This is a genomic window from Pseudonocardia halophobica (assembly GCF_027922425.1).
In the GTDB taxonomy this organism is placed as follows: Bacteria; Actinomycetota; Actinomycetes; order Mycobacteriales; family Pseudonocardiaceae; genus Pseudonocardia; species Pseudonocardia halophobica.
Genome location: NZ_BSFQ01000061.1, coordinates 1 through 24,750, shown reverse-complemented (window position 1 = coordinate 24,750; position 24,750 = coordinate 1). Strand labels below are relative to the sequence as shown.

The 24,750-nt window shown below is 74.9% G+C and carries 28 protein-coding genes; 12 read left to right on the top strand and 16 right to left on the bottom strand.

Features of this window, described 5'->3' with window-relative positions; all coding sequences use genetic code 11:
- The first annotated feature begins 125 nt into the window (after window positions 1–125).
- The gene (locus PKE99_RS35705; protein ID WP_037053901.1) at window positions 126–1,340 is read left to right on the top strand and encodes a cytochrome P450; all 1,215 of its coding nucleotides are present in this window, start codon (window positions 126–128) and stop codon (window positions 1,338–1,340) included.
- Window positions 1,341–1,353: 13 nt separating this feature from the next.
- Here the strand turns inward: PKE99_RS35705 and PKE99_RS35700 are convergent, their stop codons facing one another.
- The 11 genes from PKE99_RS35700 to PKE99_RS35650 form a co-directional block, all read right to left on the bottom strand.
- The gene (locus tag PKE99_RS35700) at window positions 1,354–2,415 is read right to left on the bottom strand and encodes an LLM class flavin-dependent oxidoreductase (RefSeq protein WP_037053898.1); all 1,062 of its coding nucleotides are present in this window, start codon (window positions 2,413–2,415) and stop codon (window positions 1,354–1,356) included.
- Window positions 2,416–2,487: 72 nt separating this feature from the next.
- Window positions 2,488–3,030: a nitroreductase family protein gene (locus tag PKE99_RS35695; protein WP_051738332.1), complete on the bottom strand. Its 543-nt coding sequence runs from the start codon at window positions 3,028–3,030 to the stop codon at window positions 2,488–2,490.
- Window positions 3,027–3,362 (bottom strand): DUF6092 family protein, encoded by a 336-nt coding sequence (locus tag PKE99_RS35690; RefSeq protein WP_037053895.1) that lies wholly within the window; start codon window positions 3,360–3,362, stop codon window positions 3,027–3,029. Before PKE99_RS35690 ends, PKE99_RS35695 begins: the two co-directional genes overlap by 4 nt.
- Before the next feature lie 31 nt (window positions 3,363–3,393).
- Window positions 3,394–3,957 carry a DUF2231 domain-containing protein gene (locus PKE99_RS35685; protein ID WP_051738331.1) on the bottom strand — a complete coding sequence of 188 codons (564 nt, stop codon included), beginning with the start codon at window positions 3,955–3,957 and terminating at the stop codon, window positions 3,394–3,396.
- 75 nt (window positions 3,958–4,032) lie between these two features.
- A complete protein-coding gene (locus tag PKE99_RS35680; RefSeq protein ID WP_037053892.1) occupies window positions 4,033–4,242 on the bottom strand; it encodes a hypothetical protein in 210 nt (69 codons plus the stop codon).
- Window positions 4,239–4,688: a DUF1707 SHOCT-like domain-containing protein gene (locus tag PKE99_RS35675; protein WP_037053887.1), complete on the bottom strand. Its 450-nt coding sequence runs from the start codon at window positions 4,686–4,688 to the stop codon at window positions 4,239–4,241. Before PKE99_RS35675 ends, PKE99_RS35680 begins: the two co-directional genes overlap by 4 nt.
- Window positions 4,689–4,708: 20 nt before the next feature.
- Window positions 4,709–6,154 carry a sensor histidine kinase gene (locus PKE99_RS35670; protein WP_037053884.1) on the bottom strand — a complete coding sequence of 482 codons (1,446 nt, stop codon included), beginning with the start codon at window positions 6,152–6,154 and terminating at the stop codon, window positions 4,709–4,711.
- On the bottom strand, window positions 6,151–6,846 hold the full coding sequence (locus PKE99_RS35665) for a response regulator transcription factor (RefSeq protein ID WP_037053882.1): 696 nt from the start codon (window positions 6,844–6,846) through the stop codon (window positions 6,151–6,153). Before PKE99_RS35665 ends, PKE99_RS35670 begins: the two co-directional genes overlap by 4 nt.
- 198 nt (window positions 6,847–7,044) lie before the next feature.
- Complete coding sequence (locus PKE99_RS35660) at window positions 7,045–8,082, bottom strand: LacI family DNA-binding transcriptional regulator (protein ID WP_051738330.1); 1,038 nt, start codon at window positions 8,080–8,082, stop codon at window positions 7,045–7,047.
- Window positions 8,083–8,205: 123 nt separating this feature from the next.
- Entirely contained in the window at window positions 8,206–9,519 is a 1,314-nt protein-coding gene (locus tag PKE99_RS35655) for an MFS transporter (RefSeq protein ID WP_037053879.1), read from the bottom strand.
- A 106-nt stretch (window positions 9,520–9,625) separates the two neighbouring features.
- Window positions 9,626–9,952 carry an L-rhamnose mutarotase gene (locus PKE99_RS35650; protein WP_231498485.1) on the bottom strand — a complete coding sequence of 109 codons (327 nt, stop codon included), beginning with the start codon at window positions 9,950–9,952 and terminating at the stop codon, window positions 9,626–9,628.
- A gap of 291 nt (window positions 9,953–10,243) precedes the next feature.
- Between PKE99_RS35650 and rhaI the strand changes: the two genes are divergently transcribed.
- From rhaI to PKE99_RS35625, 5 genes are all read left to right on the top strand, one after another.
- Entirely contained in the window at window positions 10,244–11,425 is a 1,182-nt protein-coding gene (gene rhaI / locus PKE99_RS35645) for an L-rhamnose isomerase (RefSeq protein ID WP_037053876.1), read from the top strand.
- Window positions 11,426–11,474: 49 nt separating this feature from the next.
- The gene (locus PKE99_RS35640; protein ID WP_037053873.1) at window positions 11,475–13,511 is read left to right on the top strand and encodes a bifunctional rhamnulose-1-phosphate aldolase/short-chain dehydrogenase; all 2,037 of its coding nucleotides are present in this window, start codon (window positions 11,475–11,477) and stop codon (window positions 13,509–13,511) included.
- Complete coding sequence (locus PKE99_RS35635; RefSeq protein WP_037053870.1) at window positions 13,508–14,962, top strand: rhamnulokinase; 1,455 nt, start codon at window positions 13,508–13,510, stop codon at window positions 14,960–14,962. The genes PKE99_RS35640 and PKE99_RS35635 overlap by 4 nt, the downstream gene beginning before the upstream one ends.
- Window positions 14,963–15,012: 50 nt before the next feature.
- A complete protein-coding gene (locus tag PKE99_RS35630) occupies window positions 15,013–15,222 on the top strand; it encodes a hypothetical protein (RefSeq protein WP_051738329.1) in 210 nt (69 codons plus the stop codon).
- 124 nt (window positions 15,223–15,346) lie between these two features.
- The gene (locus tag PKE99_RS35625; RefSeq protein WP_156068087.1) at window positions 15,347–16,282 is read left to right on the top strand and encodes a chitosanase; all 936 of its coding nucleotides are present in this window, start codon (window positions 15,347–15,349) and stop codon (window positions 16,280–16,282) included.
- Between the two features lie 3 nt (window positions 16,283–16,285).
- Here the strand turns inward: PKE99_RS35625 and PKE99_RS35620 are convergent, their stop codons facing one another.
- Together PKE99_RS35620 and PKE99_RS35615 are read right to left on the bottom strand one after the other, a co-directional pair.
- On the bottom strand, window positions 16,286–17,743 hold the full coding sequence (locus tag PKE99_RS35620) for a sensor histidine kinase (RefSeq protein ID WP_081924745.1): 1,458 nt from the start codon (window positions 17,741–17,743) through the stop codon (window positions 16,286–16,288).
- A gap of 3 nt (window positions 17,744–17,746) precedes the next feature.
- Window positions 17,747–18,451, bottom strand: a complete 705-nt coding sequence (locus tag PKE99_RS35615) for a response regulator transcription factor (RefSeq protein WP_037053867.1) — start codon at window positions 18,449–18,451, stop codon at window positions 17,747–17,749.
- Between the two features lie 77 nt (window positions 18,452–18,528).
- On the opposite strand from PKE99_RS35615, the gene PKE99_RS35610 reads away from it, so the two are divergent.
- On the top strand, window positions 18,529–19,416 hold the full coding sequence (locus PKE99_RS35610; RefSeq protein ID WP_051738327.1) for an LLM class flavin-dependent oxidoreductase: 888 nt from the start codon (window positions 18,529–18,531) through the stop codon (window positions 19,414–19,416).
- Window positions 19,417–19,439: 23 nt separating this feature from the next.
- On the opposite strand, the gene PKE99_RS35605 is transcribed toward PKE99_RS35610, so the two are convergent.
- Window positions 19,440–20,297, bottom strand: a complete 858-nt coding sequence (locus PKE99_RS35605; protein WP_156068086.1) for a MerR family transcriptional regulator — start codon at window positions 20,295–20,297, stop codon at window positions 19,440–19,442.
- Window positions 20,298–20,667: 370 nt separating this feature from the next.
- Here PKE99_RS35605 and PKE99_RS35600 point away from each other — a divergent pair, with 370 nt between their 5' ends.
- From PKE99_RS35600 to PKE99_RS35580, 5 genes are all read left to right on the top strand, one after another.
- The gene (locus PKE99_RS35600) at window positions 20,668–21,513 is read left to right on the top strand and encodes a phosphatase PAP2 family protein (RefSeq protein WP_051738326.1); all 846 of its coding nucleotides are present in this window, start codon (window positions 20,668–20,670) and stop codon (window positions 21,511–21,513) included.
- 85 nt (window positions 21,514–21,598) lie between these two features.
- The gene (locus PKE99_RS35595) at window positions 21,599–22,018 is read left to right on the top strand and encodes a helix-turn-helix transcriptional regulator (protein WP_051738325.1); all 420 of its coding nucleotides are present in this window, start codon (window positions 21,599–21,601) and stop codon (window positions 22,016–22,018) included.
- 144 nt (window positions 22,019–22,162) lie between these two features.
- Window positions 22,163–22,291, top strand: coding sequence for a hypothetical protein (locus PKE99_RS35590; protein ID WP_269323062.1), 129 nt, complete (start codon window positions 22,163–22,165; stop codon window positions 22,289–22,291).
- Between the two features lie 39 nt (window positions 22,292–22,330).
- Complete coding sequence (locus PKE99_RS35585; protein ID WP_051738324.1) at window positions 22,331–23,032, top strand: YoaK family protein; 702 nt, start codon at window positions 22,331–22,333, stop codon at window positions 23,030–23,032.
- A 1-nt stretch (window position 23,033) separates the two neighbouring features.
- Window positions 23,034–23,810, top strand: a complete 777-nt coding sequence (locus PKE99_RS35580) for a DUF6544 family protein (RefSeq protein WP_037053860.1) — start codon at window positions 23,034–23,036, stop codon at window positions 23,808–23,810.
- On the opposite strand, the gene PKE99_RS35575 is transcribed toward PKE99_RS35580, so the two are convergent.
- Entirely contained in the window at window positions 23,803–24,180 is a 378-nt protein-coding gene (locus tag PKE99_RS35575; protein ID WP_051738333.1) for a hypothetical protein, read from the bottom strand. The genes PKE99_RS35580 and PKE99_RS35575 overlap by 8 nt on opposite strands.
- Window positions 24,181–24,274: 94 nt before the next feature.
- Window positions 24,275–24,565, bottom strand: coding sequence for a hypothetical protein (locus tag PKE99_RS35570; protein ID WP_271214964.1), 291 nt, complete (start codon window positions 24,563–24,565; stop codon window positions 24,275–24,277).
- Window positions 24,566–24,750 lie beyond the last annotated feature (185 nt).

Genomic DNA, 24,750 nt, shown 5'->3' with positions numbered 1-24,750 from the left:
GAGCAGAGTTTAAATCACTCGGTTGACTCAGTTGTGCGCTGAGCGGTTCACTGGTGGACGCCGCCCGGCGCGGTGCAGTCCGCCCACCCGTCCCGAACACTCCCACCACCCGGAGGACCCCCGCAGTGACCTCAGCACGGCCTTCCGTCCCGGCCACCGACCGGCCGCTCACCCTGCGCAGGGACGGGTTCGGGCCCGCCCCCGACCTCGCGGCCGTGCGCGCGCAGGAGGGGCTGATCCAGGTTCCGACGCCGTTCGGGCCGCCGGCCTGGCTGCTCACCCGGCACGCCGACGTCCGGCGGATGCTCGGCGACGCCGAGTCGTTCGCCAACGGCTGGACGCCGGCCGATCTCGGGGGCGCCACGAGGGACCCGCGCCAGCTCACCGGCGACCGCAGCGGCAACCTGCTCGCGCTCGACCCGCCGGACCACACGCGGCTGCGCCGCATGCTCACCCCGGAGTTCACGGTGCGCCGGATGCGGCGGCTCGAACCGCGGATCGTCGAGATCGTCGACCAGCACCTCGACGCGCTGGAACGCCACGGCCCGCCCACGGACCTGGTCGCGCACTACGCCCTGCCCATCCCGTCGCTGGTCGTCTGCGAGCTGCTGGGCGTGCCGCCGGCGGACCAGGAGGATTTCCAGGCCCGCACCGGCCGCCAGCTCGACGTGTCCCTGCCGGACGACGAGCGCGCCGCCCTCGCCGCCGACTCGCTGGCCTACATGCAGGACCTGGTCGCCCGGGCCCGCCGGGACCCGGGCGAGGACATGCTCGGCATGCTCATCCGCGACCACGACGAGGACCTCACCAACGCCGAGCTCGTCGGGATCGCCAACCTCCTGCTCGTGGCCGGGCACGAGACCACGTCGAACATGCTCGGGCTGGGCACCCTGGCCCTGCTGCGGCACCCCGACCAGCTCGCGCTGGTGCGCGACGAGCCCGACGCCGTGCCCGGCGCGGTCGAGGAGCTCCTGCGCTGGCTGAGCGTGGTGAACTCCGGCTCGCCGCGCCTGGCGACCCGCGACGTCGAGTTCGACGGCACGGTCATCCGCCGCGGCGACCTCGTGTCGTTCAACCTGCCCGCGGCCAACCGGGACCCCGCGCTGACGGACGACCCCGACCGGCTCGACGTCACGCGCAAGGCCGGCACGCACGTCGGGTTCGGGCACGGCATCCACCACTGCCTCGGCGCCCCGCTGGCGCGGATGGAGATGCGGGTGGCCTTCCCGGCCCTGCTGCGCCGCTTCCCGGACCTGCGCCTCGCCTGCGCCGACGACGAGGTCCCCTTCGCCGTGCACAAGGCGATCTACGGCCTGGAGGCGCTGCCCGTCGCCTGGTGACGGGGGCCGCTGGTCAGACCGCGATGCCCTCGGGCTGCTCGTCGGACCCGTCGGCGAGCAGCTCGCGCACGCGGGGCGCCACGACCGTGCCGTACAGCTCGATCGACTTCATCAGCTCGGCGTGCGGCAGCGTGCCGGTCGTGTACTTGAGGTCGAAGCGCTGCAGGCCCAGCGCCCGCACCGTGCGGGCGATCTTGCGGGCCACGGTCTCCGGCGACCCGACGTGCTGGGCGCCCTCGCGGACGTCGGCCTCGAACCGGGCGCGGGTCAGCGGCGGCCACCCGCGCTCGCGGCCGATGCGGTCGAGGGCGATCTTCGCGTGCGGGAAGAGCGTGTCGACGGCATCCTGGTCGGTCTCGGCGACGAACCCCGGCGCGTGCACCGCGATCGGCAGCGGCCCGCGGCCGAGCTGCTCCAGGGTGCGCCGGTACAGCTCCGCGTACGGCGCGAAGCGCACCGGGTCGCCGCCGATGACCGCGAGGACCAGCGGGAAGCCGTAGCTCGCGGCGCGGACCACGGACTGCGGGCTGCCGCCCACACCGACCCACGCGGTGATCCCGGACTCGGTCTTGGGGTAGACCTGCTGGTCCCGCAGCGCGGCGCGGACCGTGCCCTCCCAGGTCACCGGGCCCTCCTCGAGCAGGTGGGCCATCAGGTCGAGCTTCTCGGCGAAGAGCGTCTCGTAGTCGGCCAGGTCGTAGCCGAAGAGCGGGAACGACTCGGTGAAGGAGCCGCGGCCGAGGGTGATCTCCGCGCGGCCGTTCGACACGGCGTCGAGCGTGGCGAAGCGCTCGAAGACGCGCACCGGGTCGTCCGAGCTGAGGACCGTCACGGCGGTGCCGAGCTTGATCCGCTCGGTGCGCCCGGCGATCGCGGCGAGCACGACCTCGGGCGCGGAGATCGCGTAGTCGTCGCGGTGGTGCTCGCCCACCCCGAACACGTCGATCCCGACCCGGTCGGCGAGCACGGCCTGCTCCACGACGTCCCGGATGACCTGGGCGTACGACGTCCGGTCGCCCTGCCCGTCGACGGTCACGTCGCCGAACGTGTCGAGTCCCAGTTCCAGCGTGTCCATGCGGTTCCTCCCGATCTCGTCACCGACGGTACCGCAAACGATTGAGCGCTCAACGTTATGCCCGGGGTCCGGTCAGGGCACCCAGGTCGTGAGGTCGCGCCAGGTCAGTCGCGGACGGGCACGCATCGGCGCGGGGGCGCCGGGCGCCGGGTGGCCGAGGCACACGATCATCTCCGGCACCCAGCCGTCGGGCAGGCGCAGCACCACCCCGACCGCGGCGCGGCTGAAGGAGGTGACGGGCCCGGCGCCGAGGCCGATCGCGTGCGCCGCGAGCAGCAGCGTCGCGGCCGCGGTGCCGACGTCGACGTGCAGGCCCGGGGCGTCCGACGGGAACCCGAACTCCGCGGCCCGCGGGTGGTCGGTGCAGACCGTGATCGCCGCCGCCGGGCGCTGGATCATCCCGGGCGACACCATACGCAGCACCCGCAGCGTGGTCGGGTCGTCCGTGGCGACGAAGCGCTGCAGGTGCCGGTTGCCGGCCGTCGGGGCCCAGCGGCCGGCGTCGAGCACCGTCTCGAGGTCCTCGCGCGCCACCGGCTCGTCCGTGAGCGCCCGGACCACGCGGCGGCTGCGGATCGCAGCCAGCACCGCCTCGCCGTCCGCGGTGTGCCTCACGGGCTCTCCCGCGCGAAGTGTGCGGTGAGGTGGCCGGCGAGTGCCCGGCACAGCTCGTCGAGCCGGGCGGCGTACTCCTCCCGGCCGTCGCGCGGCACCGCCAGTTCCGGGACCGCGGCCAGCGGCCCGGCGACGAACCCGGCCGTCGCCGCCGAGGCCCGCGGCGCGATCGCCGACCCGAGCCGGCGCGCGGCGGTCAGCAGCCGCAGCGGCCCGTACTCGGCGGCCTCGTCGACCTGGGTGCGGGCGGCCGTGACGAGGTAGGCGAGCAGTTCGAGCGCCTCGTCCTCGTCGAGCACGGGCGGGTTGCCCTGTCCCTTCGTGATCTCCACGGGCCGGGGCTCGCTCGGTGTGGGCGGGGGGTTACGGGTGCTCCGGCAGGCCGGTCGTGACCGGGGCGCCGCCGCGGGGGAGCGGCGTGGCGCTGAACTGGCCGGTCCACGCCGCGCGGGCGCCCGAGTCGCCGACCCGGTAGACGGTCACGACCGAGCCGGCGGCGACCACGACGGCGACGAGGGCGAGTGCGGCGGCCGGCAGCCGGCCGCGGCGGCGGCGCTCCGGGCCCGCCGCCGCGCCGGCCTCGGCAGCGCGCCGCTCCGCCCGGCGGGACCACTGCTGGAGTGCGGCGACCAGCACGGCCACGACGGCCAGGCCGGCGGCCCAGGGGAGCATCGTGTCGCCGAGCTCGGCGTGCGTCCGCAGCAGCGGGGTCGAGGCGATCCGGTGCTCGAGCCACTCGCCCGCCTCGGTCGCGAGCGGCACCGAGACGAGGGTGAGCACGGCGAGGGCGGCGACCGGCCAGGCGAGCCGGCGCCGCGCCGCGGGCCACAGCGACTCGACCACCAGCAGCAGCGCGGTCAGCGGGACGAGCACGACCACGGCGTGCACGAGGAGGATGTGGGCGGGCAGCCCGGCGACGGTCGTCATGGTTCTCCGGGTTCGGGGGATCTCGGAAATCGGGGCGTTCCGGCGGGGACAGGGGGAGCGGCTGCCGGGCCGGGATCAGTCGTCGTCGAACCGGTCGTGGTCGTGGTGCCAATGGTGGAACCCGGGGCCGGGCGAGGAGTCGGAGGAGGCGTCGGAGACCCGGTCCGACACCGCCGCGCCGACGCCGCCGAGCGCCATCCCGGTGATCCCGCCGGCCGCGCCGAGCCCCAGCACGGCGGCGGTCAGCACGATCACGGGCCGGCGGGCCGCCCGGGCGGCGCTCACGCGGCCACCACCACGGCACCGACGACCATGCAGAGCAGGACCCACACCACGGCTGCGGCCAGCACCGCGACGGCGGTGCGGCACTGCGGTGCGGTCGGGCGGCCGGCCTCGGGACCCCACACGGCCCGGTGGCCGCGCCAGACCACGGACTCCCAGATCGCCGACCACGGCTCGGCGCCGGCGGGCCCGCCGGGCAGGTCGACGAGCAGCGGGTCGAGCTCGTCGCGGAAGCGGGCGGCGTACGCGGCGGCGGTCCGCTCCTCGGCCTCGGTGAGGTCGAGCCGGCCCTCGCCGACGGCGTGGTGCAGCCGGGTGACGACGCGCTCGCGCTCGGCGTCGGACGCCCGCGTGCGGGTTCCGGTGGTCGCGGCCGTGACGGCGTCGGTGGGCGTGGCGGCGGTGGGCGCCTCGGAGTGGTCCGGCGCGGGACCGGCGGGGGAGGTCATGGGGCTCCCGGGGTCGTCGTTCAGGTGCCGCCCATGCTGGAGGCCGCCGGTGAGTCCCCGACGTGGCCAGGTTCGGAGCCGGGTAAGAACCGGCCCTCGCCCACGGTGAAGCCCACGCACGCCCCGCCGCCCTCGCGCGCCTCCGCGAACACCGTGCCGTCGTGCCGGTCCGCCACGTCGCGCACGATCGCCAGCCCGAGCCCGGAGCCGGGCAGGCCGCGGGCGGCGTCGGCGCGGTAGAAGCGGTCGAACACCCGCTCCGCGTCCCGCGGCGTGATCCCCGGGCCGCGGTCGGCGACGGCGACCCGGCCCCCGCCCACCCACACCTCGAGGCGCTCGCCGCCCCCGTCGAACTTCGCCGCGTTCTCCAGCAGGTTGGTCACGGCCCGGTCCAGCGCCCGCGGACGCCCCCGGACCGGCACGACCCCGTCCTCGACCAGCACCTCGATCCGCCGCCCGGTCCGCCGCCGGACCCGCTCGGCGGCCCGCTCCGCGAGGGCGCCCAGATCGACGGGCTCGTCGACCTCGTCCCCCTGCCGGGACAGCGCGAGCTCGACCAGCTCGTCGACCAGCTTGCTGAGCTCGCGGGTCTCGCCCTCGACGTCGTCGATCAGCCGGGCCCGCGCCTCCGGGGACAGCTCGTCGAGGCGCCTGAGCACGCGGGCGTTGGTCCGCAGGCTGGTCAGCGGGGTGCGGAGCTCGTGGGCGGCGTCCTGGACCAGGCGGTCCTGGGCCTCGCGGGCGGCCGCGAGCCGGCCCAGCATCGTGGTGAAGGACGCCGACAGCCGACCCACCTCGTCCCGCCCGTGCACCGGGACCTCCCGCTCGACCACCCCGCTCGCGCTGACCTCCTCGGCGATCCCGGCCAGCTGCACCAGCCGGCGGGTGATCCGCCGCGCGAGCAGCCAGCCCACGGCCGCGGCCACGACCACCACGAGGGCGGTGACCCAGAGGATGCGGCTCGCCGTCCCGGCCAGGACACGCTCGCTCTCCTCGGCGTCGGTCGCCACCTGCAGCGCGCCCCGGCCGCCGCCGAGCGCGGTCGTCAGCTGGCGGTAGTCGTCGCCGTCGACGCGGACGTCGCGGCTCGCCGTCGCACCCGCGACCCCCGCCGCGGCCAGGGCGCGGTCGGTCGCCGACACCGGCAGCGTCTCCGGGCGGCCGCCGAGGAACAGGGTGGTCCCGTCCGGGTTCACGAGCTGGCCGACGAGCGGCTGGTCCCCGTCGTGATCGCCGTCGTGGTCCCCGTCGTGGTCCCGGTCGGGTCCGTGCCCGTGCCGGACGACGACGGGATCCAGCACCTCGGTCCGTCCCGCGGCGACCGCCGCGGCCGTCGCGCGGAGGGAGCGGTCGATCTCGTCGGTGGTGCGGTCCGACGCGGCCCGGTAGCTGAGGAAGCCGACCAGCCCGGCCACCACGACCGCGACCAGCGCGAACGCCAGGGCGAACCGGGTCCGCAGGCTCATGCCGCACGCACCGTGTAGCCCACCCCGCGGACGGTGTGGATCAGCGGCGGAGCGCCCGCCGCGGCGAGCTTGCGGCGCAGGTAGCCGATGTAGACGGCGAGGTTCTTGGAGTCGGCGCCGAAGTCGTAGCCCCAGATCCGCTGGTAGATCGTGGCGTGGTCGAGGACGATGCCCTCGTTGCGGACCAGCAGCTCCAGCAGGTCGAACTCGGTCTTCGACAGCTGCAGCTCGGCCTCGTCCCACCAGACGCGGCGGGCCGCCGGGACGATCCGCAGCGCGCCGGTCCGCAGCGTCTCGGCCGCGCGCGGGGTGTCGCCCCCGTGCACGGCGGCCCGGCGGATGAGGGCCCGCAGGCGCGCGAGCAGCTCGTCGAGCTCGAACGGCTTGGGCAGGTAGTCGTCGGCGCCCGCGTCGAGCCCTGCCACCCGGTCCGGGGTCTCGACCCGGGCGGTGAGCATGAGGATCGGCGTGTGGTCGCCGTCGCCACGCAGCACGCGGCACACCGCCAGCCCGTCGACGCCCGGCATCATCACGTCCACGACCAGTGCGTCGAACGACTCCCGGCGGACGAGCGACAGCGCCTCCACCCCGTCGACGGCCGGGACCACGGCATAGCCCTCCAGCTCGAGGGCGCGCGCGAGGGACTCCCGGATCGCCCGGTCGTCGTCGGCGACCAGCACACGACTCGGCATGTCCCCATGGTGCCCGGTCCGTCGCGGAAGCCGCGGCGTCGGCCGACCGGCCGATCCTGCCCCGGCACATCGGCTCCTGCCCGGGCACACCCGCTCCTTCCTCGTGCCACACCCGACCGGTGCACCCCACAGGGCGTCGACGGCCTGTCCGACGCCCGAGTGGGTGTTGCCGCCCCTGGGGCTCGCGGATGCACGCTGTCAGGAGGCGGAGGGGCCTGCGGTGAGCCGCACGTCGGACGGGCGGGTGGAGGAGCGCACCACCAGCTCGGGCTCGAACACCAGGTTGCGCGGGGAGCCGGCGGGCGCCTCCACCCCACCCACCTCGGCGAGCAGCAGCTCCACGGCCTCCCGGCCGAGCCGGCGTCCGGGCTGCCCGACGGTCGTGAGGGCGACGCTGGCGGTCTCGGCGAAGTCGATGTCGTCGTAGCCGACCACGGACAGCTCGTCCGGCACCGCGATCCGGCGGCGCATGCAGGCGTTGAGCACGCCGATGGCGAGCAGGTCGTTGGCGCAGAACAGGGCGGTCGGGCGGTCGCGGGCGGGGCGTGCGAGCAGGTCGTCGAGCACCCGGGCGCCCGCCCGGATGGTGAGCTCGGGGGTCTCGACGACGTCCACGCGCCGGCCGCGGAAGGTCGAGCGCAGCCCGTGCAGCCGGTCGACGACCTGGCGCAGCGACATCGGCCCGCCGGCGAAGGCGATGTGCTCGTGCCCGGTGGTGGAGAGGAGGTCGCCGACGAGGGCGCCGCCGTGGACGTCGTCGACCGCGACCGAGGCGAACCCCGGCGCGGCGGGGACCCGGTCGACGAACACGACCGGGGGGTGCCGACGGCGGGCCGCGAGCAGCTGGGCGCTGACGACCTCGTGCACGGGGGAGAGCAGGATGCCCAGCACCTGCTGCTGCACGAGCCGGTCCAGGTGGCGGGCCTCGCGCTCGGGGTCGCCGCCGCTGTTGCACACCACGACCTGGGCGTCGTGCTGCTCGGCGAGCTCCTCGGCACCCTCGATGATGTCGGTGAAGAACGGGTTGGCCACGTCCAGCACGACGACGGCGATGGTCCGGCTCAGCCCGGCGCGCAGCTGGCGCGCGGGTTCGCTGCGCACGAAGCCCAGCTCCTCGATCGCGCGCTCGACCCGCGCGCGGCGCTCGGGGCTGACCCGCTCGGGGCGGTTGAGGACGTTGCTGACCGTGCCGAGCGAGACCCCGGCGAGCCGGGCGACGTCCTTGATGCTGGCCATCCGGTCCTTCCGCTCGATCTGCCGCCCCCACGGTAGCGACCGCGACGGCGGTCCTCCCGGATCCGGGAGGACCGCCGCGGGTCGTGCGCGATCAGGCCGCGGTCGGGCCGCGGTCGCGAGCCGTCAGGCGGTGGCGCCGGTCGTCTTGGCCGGCGTGGTGAGCTCGGCCGAGACCACCTCGCCGTACCGCTCGCGCTCGATCTCCTGCAGCGACCTGCCCTGCGTCCGCGGCGCCCAGATCGCGCCGACGATCAGCGCGAAGGCGAGCAGGCCGATCATGACCAGGCCGACCGCGGGCACGCCCTGGGTGGCGAGCATCGTCGGGAAGAAGTAGCTGAGCAGGCCGATCGCCAGCCGGACCGCGAAGAACAGGACGCCCTGCGCACTGGCCCGGTACGGGGTGGCGAAGAGCTCGCTGGTCCAGAGCGCGTAGAAGGCCTGGGCGCCGATACCGGCCGAGATGCCCCAGGAGACGGCGAAGAGCAGCAGGATCGGCAGGGTCGCGTTGGCGAAGACGAGCAGGACCCACGCGAAGATGCCGAGCGCGGCGCCCACGACGTAGAGGAGCCGCCGGCTGATCTTGTCGGCGAGCAGCATGAAGCCGAAGTAGGTCGCGAGGACCGTGCAGCTCCACAGCAGCACCTGCAGCAGGTTCTGCTCGGTCGCGCTCTCGACGCCCGCGGTCTCGTAGACGCGCGGCATGAAGATGCCCATCTGGCCGGCGACGACGTTCCAGCCGCCGTACACGCCGAACAGGAACAGCAGCGCGGTGATGTTGGCCTTGCCGGTGAACAGGGCGCGCAGGCCGCCGCGGCGGCGGTTCGCGTCCGCGACCCGGCTCTCCTTCCACATCGTCGACTCGTGCAGGCCCTGCCGGATGTACCAGACGATGAACGCGACGACGAACAGGTGGCCGAAGATGACCCGGCTGCCCAGCAGGCCGAGCGGGCCGGTCAGCACCACCGCCAGCAGGAAGCCGAGCACCGGGCCCATGGACCAGGCGAGCTGTGCGGTGCCGACGTGCTTGGCGCGCTGGGCCGGCGGCGCCTCCTCGGCGATGTACGTCCACGAGGCCGGGACGCCCGCGCCCACCGCGATGCCGGTGATCAGGAAGGCGATCAGCAGCATCGGGTAGCTGACGGCGAAGGCCGCCAGGAGCACGCCGACCATGTAGAGCAGCAGGTCGTAGGTGTAGATGAACTTGCGGCCGTACCGGTCGCAGAGCGGCCCGCCGACGGCGGCGCCGATCGCCGCGCCGAAGGCGTTCGCGCTGATCGCGGCGAGCAGCCCGACGGCGAAGTCGTCGATGCCGAAGCGCTCCTGCCAGAGCGACAGGCTCGTGGCGATCGCGATGATCGACCCGGCTTCGATGTAGTTGGACATGGCGACGGAGATCGTCGCCTTCCAACCGGTGGTCTCCTTGCTCCCGATACGCATCGTCGCTGCCCTCTCAGGGGTCGGGTGGGGTGGACGGGGCCTGGTGCCTGCGGATTGCGGGCGAGCGCTGGTCGAGCACGGCCCCGGAGGTGCTCGCCCGGGCCGGTCAGGCCAGGTGGAAGTACTCGTCGAGCCGTTCGAGGCCCTCGTCGGGCCGGCTCCCGTCCTCCTTGCGGAAGTAGCGCGACATCGTGGCCTGCCAGCGCGTGTTGACGGGTTCGCCGTCCATGCCGGCCAGCGACGCCGCGAAGTCGTCGCTGGTCACGACGCCGACCACCAGTCCCTCCTCCTTGCGCAGGAAGAGCGAGTAGTCCCGCCAGCCGTGCCGGGTCAGGGCCTCCAGCATCTCCGGCCACACCTCGCGGTGCGCCTCGAGGTACCCGTCGACCAGTTCCGGGCGCAGGTGCATGAGGAAGCAGACGCGCTCGCCCACCCGCCACCTCCTCGGGGCCTCGTCCGGCGTGAACCGGTGATGAACCGTTTCAAAACTGTCGGGCCGGGACTCTGTCACGGGAGGGCGGCCCGCGCAAGAGGGCCCACTTCGGTATCTCCGGTACCGAACAGGTCGGCGGAAGCCAGCGCTGACGTCCGCGAACCTGTGCGGGGTTGACGTGTCGGTGATGGGAACGTTACCGTCGGCGCCGGTTTTGATACGTTTCAGTGAATGACGCCGGGGAGTCCGGCGCGCCCCCGCCGCCCCCTCCTCCTCCCGAGGTGATGACCGATGACGCCCACCACCGACCGACCCGATCCGGCCGTCCTCGCCGCCCTGGCGGAGCAGACGATCGAGCTGCCCAGCTGGGCGTTCGGGAACTCGGGCACCCGCTTCAAGGTGTTCGGGCAGCCGGGCACCGCCCGCACGCCGTTCGAGAAGCTCGAGGACGCGGCGCAGGTCCACGCGCACACCGGACTGGCGCCACGGGTGTCGCTGCACATCCCGTGGGACCGGGTCGACGACTACGGCGCGCTGGCCGCGCACGCCGCGGACCTGGGCGTCCGCATCGGCGCGATCAACTCCAACCTCTTCCAGGACGACGACTACCGCCTGGGCTCGCTGACCCACCCGGACCGGGCGGTGCGCAAGAAGGCGATCGCGCACCACACCGAGTGCGTCGACGTCATGCGCGCCACCGGGTCGACGGACCTCAAGCTGTGGCTGCCCGACGGCACCAACTACGCCGGCCAGGACGACATCCGCGCCCGCCAGGACCGCCTCGCCGAGTCCCTGCAGGAGATCTACGCGCTGCTCGACCCGCACATGCGGCTGCTGCTGGAGTACAAGTTCTTCGAGCCGTACTTCTACACGACCGACATCCCGGACTGGGGCACGTCGCTGCTGCACTGCCTGGCGCTGGGGGAGCGGGCGCAGGTCGTGCTCGACACCGGCCACCACGCGCCGAACACCAACATCGAGTTCATCGTGGTGCAGCTGCTGCGGGCGGGGCGGCTGGGCGCCTTCGACTTCAACTCGCGCAACTACGCCGACGACGACCTGATCGTCGGCGCGGCGGACCCGTTCCAGCTGTTCCGGATCATGAACGAGATCGTCGGCAACGACGCCCTGCGGCCGGAGTCGGGTGTGAACTTCATGCTCGACCAGTGCCACAACATCGAGCCGAAGATCCCCGGCCAGATCCGCTCGGTGCTCAACGTCCAGGAGGCCACGGCGAAGGCGCTGCTCGTGGACCGGGACGCGCTGCGGGCCGCCCAGCACGCCGGTGACGTCCTCGGTGCCAACGCCGTCCTGATGGACGCCTACCACACGGACATCCGGCCGCTGCTCGCCGCGTTCCGCGAGTCCCGCGGCCTGCCCGCCGACCCGTTCTCCGCCTACCGCGCCTCCGGCCACGGGGAGAAGATCGCCGCCGAGCGCGTGGGCGGCGAGCAGGCGAGCTGGGGCGCCTGAGCGCCCGGAAGACCCCTCCCACCCCGAAGTCCCGAAAGGACACCTCCTCGTGACGAACCCGGCCGTGCACGACCTGCTCGGGCGCAGCAACCGCCTCGGCGCCGACCCGCGCAACACCAACTACGCCGGGGGCAACACCTCGGCCAAGGCCAGCGAGCCGGACCCGGTGACCGGCCGTCCGGTGGACCTGGTGTGGGTCAAGGGCTCCGGCGGGGACCTGGGCACGCTGACCGAGTCCGGCCTGGCCGTGCTGCGGCTGGACCGGCTGCGCGCGCTGGTCGACGTCTACCCGGGCGTCGAGCGCGAGGACGAGATGGTCGCGGCGTTCGACTTCTGCCCACACGGCAAGGGCGGCGCGGCCCCGTCGATCGACACCGCGATGCACGGGCTGGTCGAGGCCCCGCACGTCGACCACCTGCACCCCGACTCCGGGATCGCGCTGGCCACCGCCGCCGACGGCGAGGCCCTGACCCGGGAGTGCTTCGGCGACCGCGTGGTGTGGGTGCCGTGGCGGCGCCCGGGCTTCCAGCTGGGGCTGGACATCTCCGCGATCGCGGAGAAGAACCCGCAGGCCATCGGATGCATCCTCGGCGGGCACGGCATCACGGCCTGGGGCCGGACGTCCGAGGAGTGCGAGGCGAACTCCCTGGAGATCATCCGCACCGCGGAGAAGTTCCTGCAGGACAAGGGCAAGGCCGAGCCGTTCGGCCCCGTCCTCGACGGCTACGCCGCGCTGCCCGAGGCCGAGCGCCGCGCCAGGGCCGCCGCGCTCGCGCCGGTGGTCCGCGGGCTGGCGTCGACGGACCGCCCGCAGGTCGGGCACTACACCGACTCGGACGTCGTGCTGGACTTCGTCGCCCGCGCCGAGCACCCGCGGCTGGCCGCGCTGGGCACCTCCTGCCCGGACCACTTCCTGCGCACCAAGGTCCGCCCGCTCGTCGTCGACCTGCCCGCCACCGCCACGGTGGAGGAGACGGTCACGCGGCTGAAGGAGCTGCACGCGGAGTACCGCGCGGAGTACGCCGCCTACTACGAGCGCCACGCCACCCCGGACAGCCCGGCCATGCGCGGCGCCGACCCGGCGATCGTGCTGGTCCCCGGCGTCGGCATGTTCAGCTTCGGCAAGGACAAGCAGACGGCGCGGGTCGCCGGCGAGTTCTACGTCAACGCCATCAACGTCATGCGTGGCGCCGAGGCCGTGTCCTCCTACGCCCCGATCGACGAGGCCGAGAAGTTCCGTATCGAGTACTGGGCCCTCGAGGAGGCCAAGCTCGTGCGGATGCCGAAGCCGAAGCCGCTGGCCACCCGGGTCGCGTTCGTGACCGGCGCGGCGTCGGGCATCGGCAAGGCGGTCGCCCGGCGGCTCGCCGCCGAGGGCGCCTGCGTGGTCGTCGCCGACCTGGACCTGCAGAAGGCGGTCGACGCCGCGGCCGAGATCGGGAACTCCGACACGGCGATCGGCGTGGCCGCGGACGTGTCGGACGGCGAGGCCGTGGCCGCCGCGTTCCGCGAGGCCGCGCTGGCCTTCGGCGGGGTCGACCTGGTCGTCAACAACGCCGGGCTGTCCATCTCGAAGCCGTTGCTGGAGACCACCGAGTCCGACTGGGACCTGCAGCACGACGTCATGGCCAAGGGCAGCTTCCTCGTCTCCCGCGAGGCCGCACGGATCATGATCGAGCAGGGCATCGGCGGCGACATCGTCTACATCTCCAGCAAGAACTCGCTGTTCGCCGGCCCGAACAACATCGCCTACGGCGCCACCAAGGCCGACCAGGCCCACCAGGTCCGGCTGCTGGCCGCGGAGCTCGGCCCACACCAGATCCGGGTCAACGGCATCAACCCCGACGGCGTCGTCCGCGGCTCGGGCATCTTCGCCGGCGGCTGGGGCGCCAGCCGGGCCGCGGTGTACGGGGTGAAGGAGGAGGAGCTCGGCGAGTTCTACGCCCGTCGCACCCTGCTCAAGCGCGAGGTCCTGCCCGAGCACGTCGCCGCCGCGGTCTTCGCCCTCACCGGCGGCGACCTCACCCGCACCACCGGCCTGCACATCCCGGTCGACTCCGGGGTCGCCGCCGCGTTCCTGCGATGACCGGCACGTTCGCCGCCGTCGACCTCGGCGCGTCGAGCGGCCGGGTCATGACCGCCCGCGTCGGCCCCGGAACGCTCGAGCTCGCGGAGGCGCACCGCTTCCCGAACCGGCCGGTCCGGGCGGGCGGCACCCTGTACTGGGACGTCCTGGCCCTGCACGCCGGCGTGCTCGACGGCCTGCGGTCCGCCGGGCGCGCGGGCGAGCGGCTCGACGGGGTCGGCATCGACAGCTGGGCCGTCGACGTCGGGCTGCTCGACGCCGACGGCGCCCTGCTCGGCAACCCGGTCCACTACCGTGACGGCGCGCACGAGGCCGGGGTGGCGGCGGTGCACGCCGTGGTCGGGCCGGAGGAGCTGTACGCGGTCAACGGGCTGCAGCACCTGCCGTTCAACACCGTGTTCCAGCTGGCCGCGGCGCAGGGCACGGCCCGGTTCGCGGCCGCCCGGCGGGTGCTGCTGATCCCGGACCTGCTGGCGCACTGGCTGACCGGCGCGGTCGGGGCCGAGATCACCAACGCCTCGACCACCGGCCTGCTCGACGCCACCTCCCGGCAGTGGGCGGGCGGGCTCGCCGACCGGCTGGGCATCCCGCGCGGGCTGCTGCCGCCGCTGTGCGAGCCGGGGGAGCGGCTCGGCGAGCTGACCGCCGAGGTGCTGGCGGAGACCGGGCTGACCGGCCCGGTCCCGCTCACCGCCGTGGGTTCACACGACACGGCGTCGGCCGTCGTCGGGGTGCCGGCCGCGGACGACCGCTTCGCCTACGTCTCCTGCGGCACCTGGTCGCTGGTCGGGGTGGAGCTCGAGAAACCGGTGCTCGGCGAGGCCGGGCGAACGGCCGGGTTCACCAACGAGCTCGGCGTCGACGGCACCGTCCGGTACCTGCGCAACGTCATGGGGCTCTGGCTGCTGCAGGAGTCGCTGCGGACCTGGGGGAACCCGGACCTCGGCGCGCTGCTGGCCGCCGCGGCCGACGTCCCCGCCTTCACCACCGCGGTCGACCCGGACGACCCGCGGTTCCTGCCGCCCGGCGACATGCCCGCCCGCATCGCGGAGGTGTGCGCCGAGACAGGCCAGGAACCCCCGCGGGACCGGGCGGCGGTCGTGCGCTGCATCCTCGACAGCCTCGCCCTGGCCTACCGGCGCACCGTGCGCCGGGCGGCCGAGCTGTCCGGCCGCGAGATCGAGGTCGTGCACCTCGTCGGCGGCGGGGTCCGCAACGAGCTGCTGTGCCAGCTCACCGCCGACGCCTGCGGCCTGCCCGTGCTCGCCGGCCCGGTCGAGGCCGCCGCGCTCGGCAACGCCCTGGTGCAGGCCCGTGCCGCCGGCGTCCTCACCGGCGGCCTGCCCGCGCTGCGCGAGGTGCTGCGGTCGACCCAGGAGGTCCGCCGCTACACCCCGTCCGGCTCCGACGCGGAGATCGGCCGGGCGGCCCGCCGCGCCGGCCTGGACTGACGCGGGTCACCCACCTCGTCGGGGCCGGTCTCCTCGACCGGAGGCCCGGCGTGGCGGACCGGCGACAGGCGACGCTGTCCCCGACCGCGGAGACCGAGGCCCGGTTCGCCGCGTGGGCCGGGCACCGGTCCGCGGTCCTGAACGACCTGGTCACCCGGCTGTCCCCGGAGGAGCGGGCCGCCGTCACCGCCGCGCTGCCGGCGCTGCGGCACCTGCGCCACCTCCTGGAGGAGCGGGCCGCGGCGGGCCCGGCGAGGTGAGACCTGCACCTCGATTTGAGGTTCCCCTTACACGGACCTGCCGAACCGTTGGCCGGGACCTTCCTAGGGTCGACGGCGACCCCGGCCGGCGCGTCCGGCCCCGCCCCCACGACCATGGACAGTGATGCAGCGGACCCTGTTCCTCTCCCGGGAGGCCCGCCCGGCCGGCGGGTCGCCCCGGCGCCCGGCCCCGGGGCGCACCCGGTTCCTCGCCGTACTCGGCGCCGTCGTCGCCGGTGCGGCCCTCCTCACGGCCGCCCTGTTCCTGCTCCCGGGCGGAGCGGGCAGCCCGGGCACCGCGGGCCCGACCGGGTCCGCGGCCGGCGGGTCCGCCGCGAGCGACCGCGACGTCGACCAGGTCATCGCGCAGATGGTCAGCGTGTTCGAGAACGGCACGCCGGAGGTGCAGTACGCCTACGTCGAGGACCTCGACGACGGCCGCGGCTACACCGCGGGCCGGGCGGGCTTCTGCACCGCGTGCGGCGACCTGCTCACGGTGGTGAAGAGCTACACCGCGCGGGTCCCGGACAACCCCATCGCCGGCTACGTCCCGGCCCTGACCGAGCTCGCCGCGGCGTACGACGACTCGACGGGGAAGCTCGACGGCTTCGCGGACGCCTGGCGGACCGCCGCCGCCGACCCGGTGTTCCGCCAGGTGCAGGACCAGGTCACGGACGCGCTGTACGTCGCCCCGGCGCGCAAGCTCGCCGACGCCGACGGGATCCGTTCGGCGCTGGGCCTGGCGATCCTCGTCGACACCGCGGTCGAGCACGGCACCCAGGACGGCCCCGACGGCCTGCCCTCGCTGGTCCGGCAGACCGACGCGGACATGGGCGGGTCGCCCGCCGGCGGCATCGACGAGACCGAGTGGCTGCGGGACTTCCTCGACATCCGGCGGACCACGCTGGAGAACCCGAGCTCGTCGGCCACCAGCGAGGTGTGGAGCGAGTCCGTCGGCCGCGTCGACGCCCTCGACGCCCTGCTCGACGACGGCAACCTCGACCTCGCGACCCCGTTCACGGTGAACCCCTGGGGCGAGCCGCAGACCATCACCGGGTAGCGGTCACCGGCCGAGCGGGACCTCCTCGGCCGGCTCGGGCACGACCGGGGCGGGTTCGACGACGGTCTCGGGCCACGCCGCCGGCACGAACAGCGTGAACACCGGCGGCACCGACCGGCCCAGCACCAGGCGCCCGCCCTCCGCCTCGGCGAGCCGGCGGGCCAGCGGCAGCCCGATCCCGTGGACCCCGCCGCCGGTGGCCCGCTCCGGCGGGGCGGCGAACGGGTCGGGGCCCGGCCCGGCGCCCTGATCGGCGACGTCGACGGCCAGCGCCTCGCCCGACTCGCGCACCACGATCCGCACGGTGCCGGCCCCGTGGACCTCGGCGTTGTCCAGCAGCACACCGAGGACCTGCCGGATCGCCGCCGCCGATGCGGCCGCCGGCGGCAGCTGCGGTGCCACGTCCACGACGAGCCCGCGCCCGGACACCGCCAGCCGCTCGGCCCGCGCCGGCTCCAGCTCCCGGACCAACGCGTCGACGTCCGTCGGCTCGCCGCGGCCGGTGCGCTCCCGGGCGAGCTGCAGCAGCTCGTCGATCGTGCGCTCGAGGCGGTCGGCCTCGGCGATCCCGGCCACCAGCGCCGCCTTCAGGTCCGCGTCGGGGCGGTCGAGCGCGGCCTCCAGCCGCAGCCGCAGCCCGGTGAGCGGGGTGCGCAGCTGGTGCGAGGCGTCCTGGGAGAAGGCGCGCTCCCGGGCCAGCAGCGCGTCGAGCCGCTCGGCGGTGCTGTCCAGCGCCCCGCCGACCTGGTCGATCTCGGCGACGCCCGCCCGGCCGGTGCGCACGCTGAAGTCGCCCTCGCCGAGCCGGCGCGCGGCGCCCGCGAGGTCCTCCAGCGGCGTGGCGAGCCGGCGGGCCTGGCGCCGCGCCAGCAGCCACACGGTGACCAGCACCGCGCCGGCGAGCCCGGCCATCCCGAGCCAGATCGGCACGAGCCCGGCGTAGACCGCCGAGACCGGCATCGCGGCGCGGACGGCGCCGTCGGGGTCGTGTCGCCCGGTCACCGGCACCGTCACGACGATGTCCCCGTCGATCGTCGCGTGCGAGCCCCGGCCGGCGAGGGCCCGGCCGATCTCGTCGCCCGCGGGTTCCGGGCCGTCGCCGAGGACGAGGTCCCCGTCGCCGTCGTACACGGCGAGGACGACGCCGGTCGGCAGGTCCGGCAGGACGGTCGGGGCGTCGCCGCGGGCCAGCTCGCTCTGCACCGACCGCGCGGTGAGGCTGGCGGTCCGCTGCAGCACCGACTCCTGGTCCTCCAGGCTGTACTGCACCAGCCCGACGGCGAGCGGGATGCCGAAGAGCCCCACGGCGATCGCGGCCGTGGCGACGGTGAGCCCGACCAGGCGGCGGCGGACCGGCTCGGGCCGGCCCCGATCAGCCCGTCGACCGTCGGCCCCGCTGCGATCAACCCTGCGCCGATCAACCCCGCGCCGATCAACCTTGCGCCGATCGACCCTGCGCATCCGTCAGCCCTCCGGGGCGACGCGGTCGGGGTGCTCCAGCCGGTAGCCGTGCCCGCGCAGCGTCGTGATCCGCGGGACCCGGGCCCCGTCGAAGGAGGCGATGCGCCGCCGAAGCGAGGCGACGTGCACATCCAGCGTGCGGGTGGGGCCGTGCCAGTGCTCGTCCCAGACGTCGGCCATCAGGGTCTCCCGGCTCACGGCGGTGTCCGGCTCGCGGGCCAGCCGCGCGAGCAGGTCGAACTCCTTGCTGCGCAACGCCAGCTCGCGGCCCTGCACCAGCACCCGCCGGCCGCCGACGTCGAGGCTCAGGTCGCCCAGCTGCACCACCGCCGGCGCCACGGGCGGCCCGGCCCGGCGCAGGTGGGCGCGGATGCGGGCGAGCAGCTCGTGCAGCCGGACGGGCTTGGTGAGGTAGTCGTCCGCGCCGGCGTCGAGCCCCACGACGACGTCCATCTCGGCCCGCCGCGCCGTGAGCATCACGATCACCGCGGCGGGCAGCCGCTGCCGCAGCCGCCGGCAGACCTCCACACCGTCGAGGTCGGGCAGCCCGAGGTCGAGCAGGACGAGGTCGAAGCCGGGGCCGCGGGCCGCCTCGACGGCCGCCGCCCCCGTCCGCGCCAGCTCCACCCCGTAGCCGTGCGACCGCAGGCTGGAGGCCACGACGTCGCCGATCGTGTCGTCGTCCTCCACCACCAGGACCGAGGCCATCCGGCGATGCTAACGGCCGGCGACGCCGTGTCGCCGCAGCCGTGATCTCCTGGACCCCTCGCGATAGAGGAGGAGACGTGGCGGAACTGGCGGTCGGGGCCTGGCTGGGCACCACGTGGTCGGCCGGCGACATCGTGGCGGTGGCCCGGGAGGTCGAGGCCGCCGGATACGACGGCATCTGGGTCGCCGACCACTTCATGGGCAACACCGGTACCGAGGAGCGGTCCGACACCCGGATGCGCGAGTGCTTCGGCGTGCTCGCCGGCCTGGCGACGGCGGTGCCCCGGGTCCGGCTGGGAAGCCTCGTCGCGTCGATGACCTATCGGCACCCGGCGGTGCTCGCCGCCACCGCGGCCACCATCGACGACCTCAGCGGCGGCCGGCTGGTGCTGGGCATGGGCGCGGGCTGGCAGCTCAACGAGCACGCCGCCTACGGCATCGCGCTGGGCCCGGTCCGCGAGCGGATCGACCGGCTCGAGGAGGGCCTGGCCGTGCTCGACGGCCTGCTCCGCAACCCGCGGACGACCGTCGCGGGCACTCATTACGCGGTCACCGACGCCCCGCCCGTCACCTCGGGCAGACGGATCCCGCTCATGCTCGGGGCCTCGGGCGAGCAGCGGATGCTCGGCGTCGTCGCCCGGTACGCGGACGAGTGGAACTGCTGGTCCACGCCGGAGGTGTTCGCGCACAAGTCCGCCGTGCTCGACGAGCACTGCGCACGGATCGGCCGCGACCCCCGCACGATCCGGCGCTCCACCCAGGCCGTGCTGCAGATCGACGGCTCCGCCGCCGACGCGCCGGCCGGGGTCGTCGCCGGATCGGTGGCCGAGATCGTCGACGTCATCGGCCGTTGGCGGGAGGCGGGCCTCGACGAGCTGATCGTGCCGGCCATCCGCGGCACCGCCGACCAGGGGCGCGAGCTGTTCGGCCGGTTCCACACGGAGATCCGGCCGCAGCTGGACTAGCGGTCACCGGCGCCGGTCCGTCGTCACCCCGTGCCGATCGCGGCGAGGCAGGAGGCCACGTCGTTGCAGACCCGGACGGCGGCGTCGAGCGGCACGGCGTCCCAGGCCGGTCCGGCGGCGATCACGGCCGCGGGGTCGGGGAGCATGCGGATCGCGCCCTCCGGGTCGTCGACCGGCAGGTGCGCGTAGAGGACGATCCGCGTGGAACCGGGCATGCCGGCGGCGGCCAGGAGCGTCGCCGCCGGGGTGCGGCTGCCGAGCAGGGTGCCCCGCACCGCGCGTTCGGCGAGCGCGGCGGCGAGCACCGCCATCGGCAGCTCGTGCTGCTCGGCGGGGGCGCAGGCCAGCACGACGGCGGACCGGTCCCGCGGCTCGCGGCCGACGCGGGCGCCCAGCGTGCCGAGCACGACGTGTGAGAGCAGGTGCTCGGCTCCCACCGTCCGGGCCGCGGGCAGCGGCAGGCGCTCCAGGGTGGTGAAGGCCGGCCGGACCAGGGTCTCCCACGTCCGGACCACGCCCTCGGCCGCCAGCAGTGCGCCGACGAGGTGGCGGGCGGCGTGCCCGTCGAGCTCCATGCACACCGCGGCGAGCTTGCGCGCGGCGGACACGTCCGGCTCGGGGACGACGGGCGCCCGGCGGGGACCCTGCACGGTGCGCACGGCCACGGCGGTCGACTCGCCCGCCTCGACCAGGTCCCGCACGGTGCGCAGCCGGACCAGGTCGTCGAAGGTGTAGCGGCGATGGCCGCCGGGGGTCACCGCGCTGGCCCCGACGCCGTAGCGCCGCTGCCACGCCCGCAGCGTCTCGACCGACACCCCGACGTAGTCCGCCGCGGCGCCGATCGACACCCCGGCGGGACCCGGACACGGCCCATGGCCCATGCCACCGTCCACCCCGGTCACCCTCCTCGGGGGTCCGTGCTGCCCCCAGGGCCTTCCGGCCCGAACCTGGACGCGGCGGGCGCGGAATCTACTAGCCCGTGGACAGGGCCGCCCTTCGGTGACTACCACTGTCGTCAGCCGGTGGGGCACACCGCCCCGGGACCGGCGAACGCCACGGCGTCGTCGCTGGGGAGCCGACGATGCCCGCCTCGCGTGCTGGGCCCGGAGGGAGGGGCACCCGGGCCCAGCACGCAATAATCCCCGGCTCCTCTCAGCTCCTCTCAGCGCCGCTACAGCATCCGCGGCGCACACTCCCCGTCGTCGGATACCGCCCGCCGGGCGGGACGCTCGAGACGACAGGAGGCACACCGTGCGGTTCGCCGATCTCCAGCAGGGCGCCGGGGTGCTGGTCTGGATGTGCTGGCTGGTGACCGCGGTCGCCCTGTGCGCCTACCGCGTGGGACTGCGTGCCACCACCGGCACCGGGGGCGCCCCGCTGCCGGGCCTGCCCGCCGTGGGCGCGCTGGTCGCGCCGGCCCGCCGGGTGCTGCGCCGGCCCGCGGTCTGGGGGACCGGCGTCGCGTCGACGCTGTTCACGGCGCAGGCCACGGTCGTCGACTCGGTGGCCGACCACAGCAGCCTCGCCGCCGCCGACCGGCCCGTGCTCGGCTGGCTCGTCGCGCACCGGGCGCGGGACTGGACCGTGGTGATGGAGACCGCGAGCCGCTACGGCGGCACCCTCGGCACGCTGGTGCTGGCCCTCGTCGCGGTCGCGGTGCTCGTGTGGCGGCGGCACTGGTGGGAGGCCGCGACGGTCACCGTCGCGAGCGCCGGGGTGGCCGTGCTCGTGCCCGCCTTCAAGGACTTCTACGCCCGACCCCGTCCGCCCGTCGCCACCCAGCTGGTGCCGCAGTTCGACCCGTCGCTGCCCTCGGGGCACGCGCTGGGGTCGATCGTGATCGTCGGCGTGGTCGCGATCGTCGCCGCCCGGCTCGTGCGTTCGCTCGTGGTGCGCGTGGCCGCGCTCGGCACGGCCGCCGCGACGATCGTCCTCATCGGGGTCTCGCGGCTCTACCTGGGCGTCCACTGGTTCACCGACGTGCTGGCCGGGTGGTTCCTCGGCGGGGCGTGGCTGGCCGTCTGTCTCGCCGCGCTGCACGCCCTCACCGCAGGTCGCGCGCCGGTCCGGCGGGACGGGACGCCCGCCCTGCTCTGATCGATCCGGGCCTTGTGCTCCAGGTCACAGGCGGCCACTATCGCTTCTTGAGGCGTCCACCACCGCCATCGTCCCGGGAGCCCGCATGGCCGTGCTCGAACCGCGCAACTTCCTGCAACCCTGCCTGCTCCTGCTGCTGCGGGAGCAGGCCGACCACGGCTACGAGCTCGTCTCCCGGCTCGGCCCGCTGCACGACGGCGAGGGGGACTCCGGAGGCGTCTACCGCGCGCTCCGCGGCCTGGAGCGACGCGGCCTGGTGCGCTCGCAGTGGTCCATCCCGAAGGCCGGGCCCGCCCGCCGCACCTACCGGCTGACCGGGGAGGGCGAGGCCTTCCTCGACCTGCAGGCCGCCGAGCTGCGCCAGGTCGACGACGCGCTCCACCTCTTCCTGGACCGCTACGAGCGCTCGACGGCCGGTCCGCCCGGCGCCGACGGGGTGCCGGACGACGGGTTCGGACGGGACCGCGCCCACGCCCGCCCGGGGGCCGGGCGCGCCGCCCCCTGAGCGGGTCGACGGCGACTCGCACCCGATCGCCTGACCGGGGTGGTTTCGCGGGTGTCGGTGCCCGCGGGCTCGCAAGATCGACTTGCGGGTCACAGTCGGCGCCCCGACGCTCGATGGTCGAGACGTCGGGAGGCGGTGGCGCGGATGGCGCGGATACTGAAGGACCTCAGCGGTCCGCGGCGGGGGCCGCGTCCGACCGGCGGCCCGCTCGGCCGGGTGCTGGTGCTGGTGCCGCTGATCGGTTCCCTGGTGCGCCGGGGTCCGCGGACCTGACCCTTCCGCGTGCGGCGCGGGGCTGCTTCACTCGTCCGTATGACGGCCGGACCGCGGTTGCTCCTCGCCGGGGAGCGCCACGGGTCCCTCCCCGTTCTGCTGCTCGTCCTCACCACGGTCACCGGGGTGATCGACGCGATCAGCCTGCTCACCCTCGGCCGGGTCTTCGTGGCCAACATGACCGGCAACGTGGTCATCACCGGGTTCGCGATCGGGGGTGCGCCGGGGTTCTCCCTCCGCACCTCGCTGGCCGTGCTGGTGGGGTTCCTGGCCGGCGCGACGGCGGCGGGGTTCCTCATCGACAGGATCGACGGGCGGGGTGGGCTGCTCCGGGCCGCGGTCCTGATCGAATGGGTGCTGCTCGCGGTCTGCCTCGTCCTCGTGGCCGTCCACCCGCCGGTGGTCGACTCCGCCCCGACGCTGGCGACGGCCGTGATCGCGGCCGTGGCGATGGGCCTGCAGAACGCGGTGGGCCGCCGGATCGCCGTCCCGGACCTCACCACCAGCGTCGTCGGGATGTCCATGACAGGGCTCGTCGCGGACCGCACGCACTCGACCCGGGAGGCGGTCCTGCGGCGGGCGTCGGCGGTGCTCAGCCTGCTCCTCGGGGCGATCGTGGGGGCGATCCTGGTGCGCACCGTCGGCGACGTCCCCGCGTTCGCGCTGATCCTCGTCCTGCTCGCGGGCGTCGGGATCGCGGCCCACACGCTGCTGCGGCGGGGGCCGGACTGGGAGGGTTGAGGTGTCGGTGCGGCGACTCGACCGGGCCGTCCGTGCGCTGGCGCTGCCCTGGGACCCCGCCGAACGCCCCGCGGTGACGGCAGCCGACCTCGCGGGCCTGCCCGGGCCGGCGCAGCGGTACCTGCGGGCCATGGGTGTGCCCGGCCGGCCGCGCCCGCGGTCCTTCCGGGTCCGGCTCCGCGCCCGGTTCCGGTTGCGGCGCACCGGGGGCCCGCTCCCGTGCGCCGCCTGGCAGTACAACCTCGCCGACCCCGTCGTCCGGGTGTTCGTGATGCGGCTGCGGGTCGCCGGCGTCGTCCCGATGCTCGGCACCGACACCTACCTCGGCGGGCACGGGCGGATGCGGGGCACCCTGCTGGGCCTGGTCCCCGTCGCCGAGGGGCGTGGGCCGGAGTTCGACCTCGGCGAGCTCGCCACCTGGGTCGACGACGCCTGCCTCCTCGCCCCGGGCATGCTCCTCACCCCCGCCGCGACCTGGAGCCCGGTCGACGACTCGTCGTTCGACGTCACGGTGGCCGACTCGGGCCTGACCGTCACCGTCCGGCTGACGGTCGACGAGCTGGGGCGGCTCCTGGACGTCTCCACCACGGACCGGTACCTCGCCCTGCCCTCCGGACCGGTCCGGGCCCGCTGGACCACGCCGGTCGACGGCTGGGAGTGCGTCGGCGGGCACCTGCTCCCCGCTCGCGCACGAGCGGTGTGGCATCTGGACGACGGCGACTTCTGCTACGTCGACGGCCGGTTCGAGGACCTGCGGCTCGAAGTGCCCCCTAGATGACGGCGGAGGCGGCGAGGCCGAGCACGACCAGGCCACCGACCTTGACGAGCTCCAGGGCGATGTAGGCGAGGTGGGCCCGCGAGCCGGTGTGCGGGTCGCCGGCGAGGACCCGGCGGGTGCGGGCGGCCAGCGCGGGCCGGACCGCGGCGAGTTGGACGACGAGCAGGAGGGCGACCGCGGCGGTGGCCCACAGGATCGGCGTGGACCGCGGCCCGGCAAGCAGCGCGATCCCGACCCCCAGGAGCAGTACGACCTCGACGATGTTCAGCGCCCGGAACACGAGACGCCCGATGCCGAGCCCGAGCGGCACCGTGATGCCGGGGGCGCGGAACTTGAGGGGCGCCTCCAGGAACGACAGCGCCAGCACCATGCCCAGCCACAGGAAAGCGATCGCACCGACCGCGAGGTTCACCGCCGACTCCCTTCTCGTGCTCCTTCCATCCTGCACCCAGGGGGAGGGGACTTCAGGGCGCCGTTTCCGCAGGCTCGACGTCGGGCGGAGCGCCGCTCCAGCTCGAGCGGTCTCGCACTCGGCCGTCGTGACGGAGGTGCGGCAAGGCATCTGCGGCCGGACAGGTGACGGTCATCGGCACCGCCTCGCGGCTGGTGTCCAGCCCGGTGCCGATCGCGGAGGCCCGGGCGGGGTACTCCTGTTCGGCCCCAGCCACCTCGGCCGCGCGCCCGAGGTCCCGGGACTTGACGGCGTCCGCATCTGCGGTGCTGTTGACGATCACGTCGGGCTGATGGGCGGCCATCGACTCGACACGCACGGTCGGGCCGCCGAGCCCGCGACGCCGTGGTCGGCGGCCTGGCCGGCCCGTTGCAGGAGGAAGCCGTTGGTGTCGGCGATCCCGCGGCGCCGGGGTCCTCACCAATCGCGCTTGATAGGCCACGGTGGACGATCGCTGTTCCGCTTGATCTCTGCAGGTGAAGTGGGTAC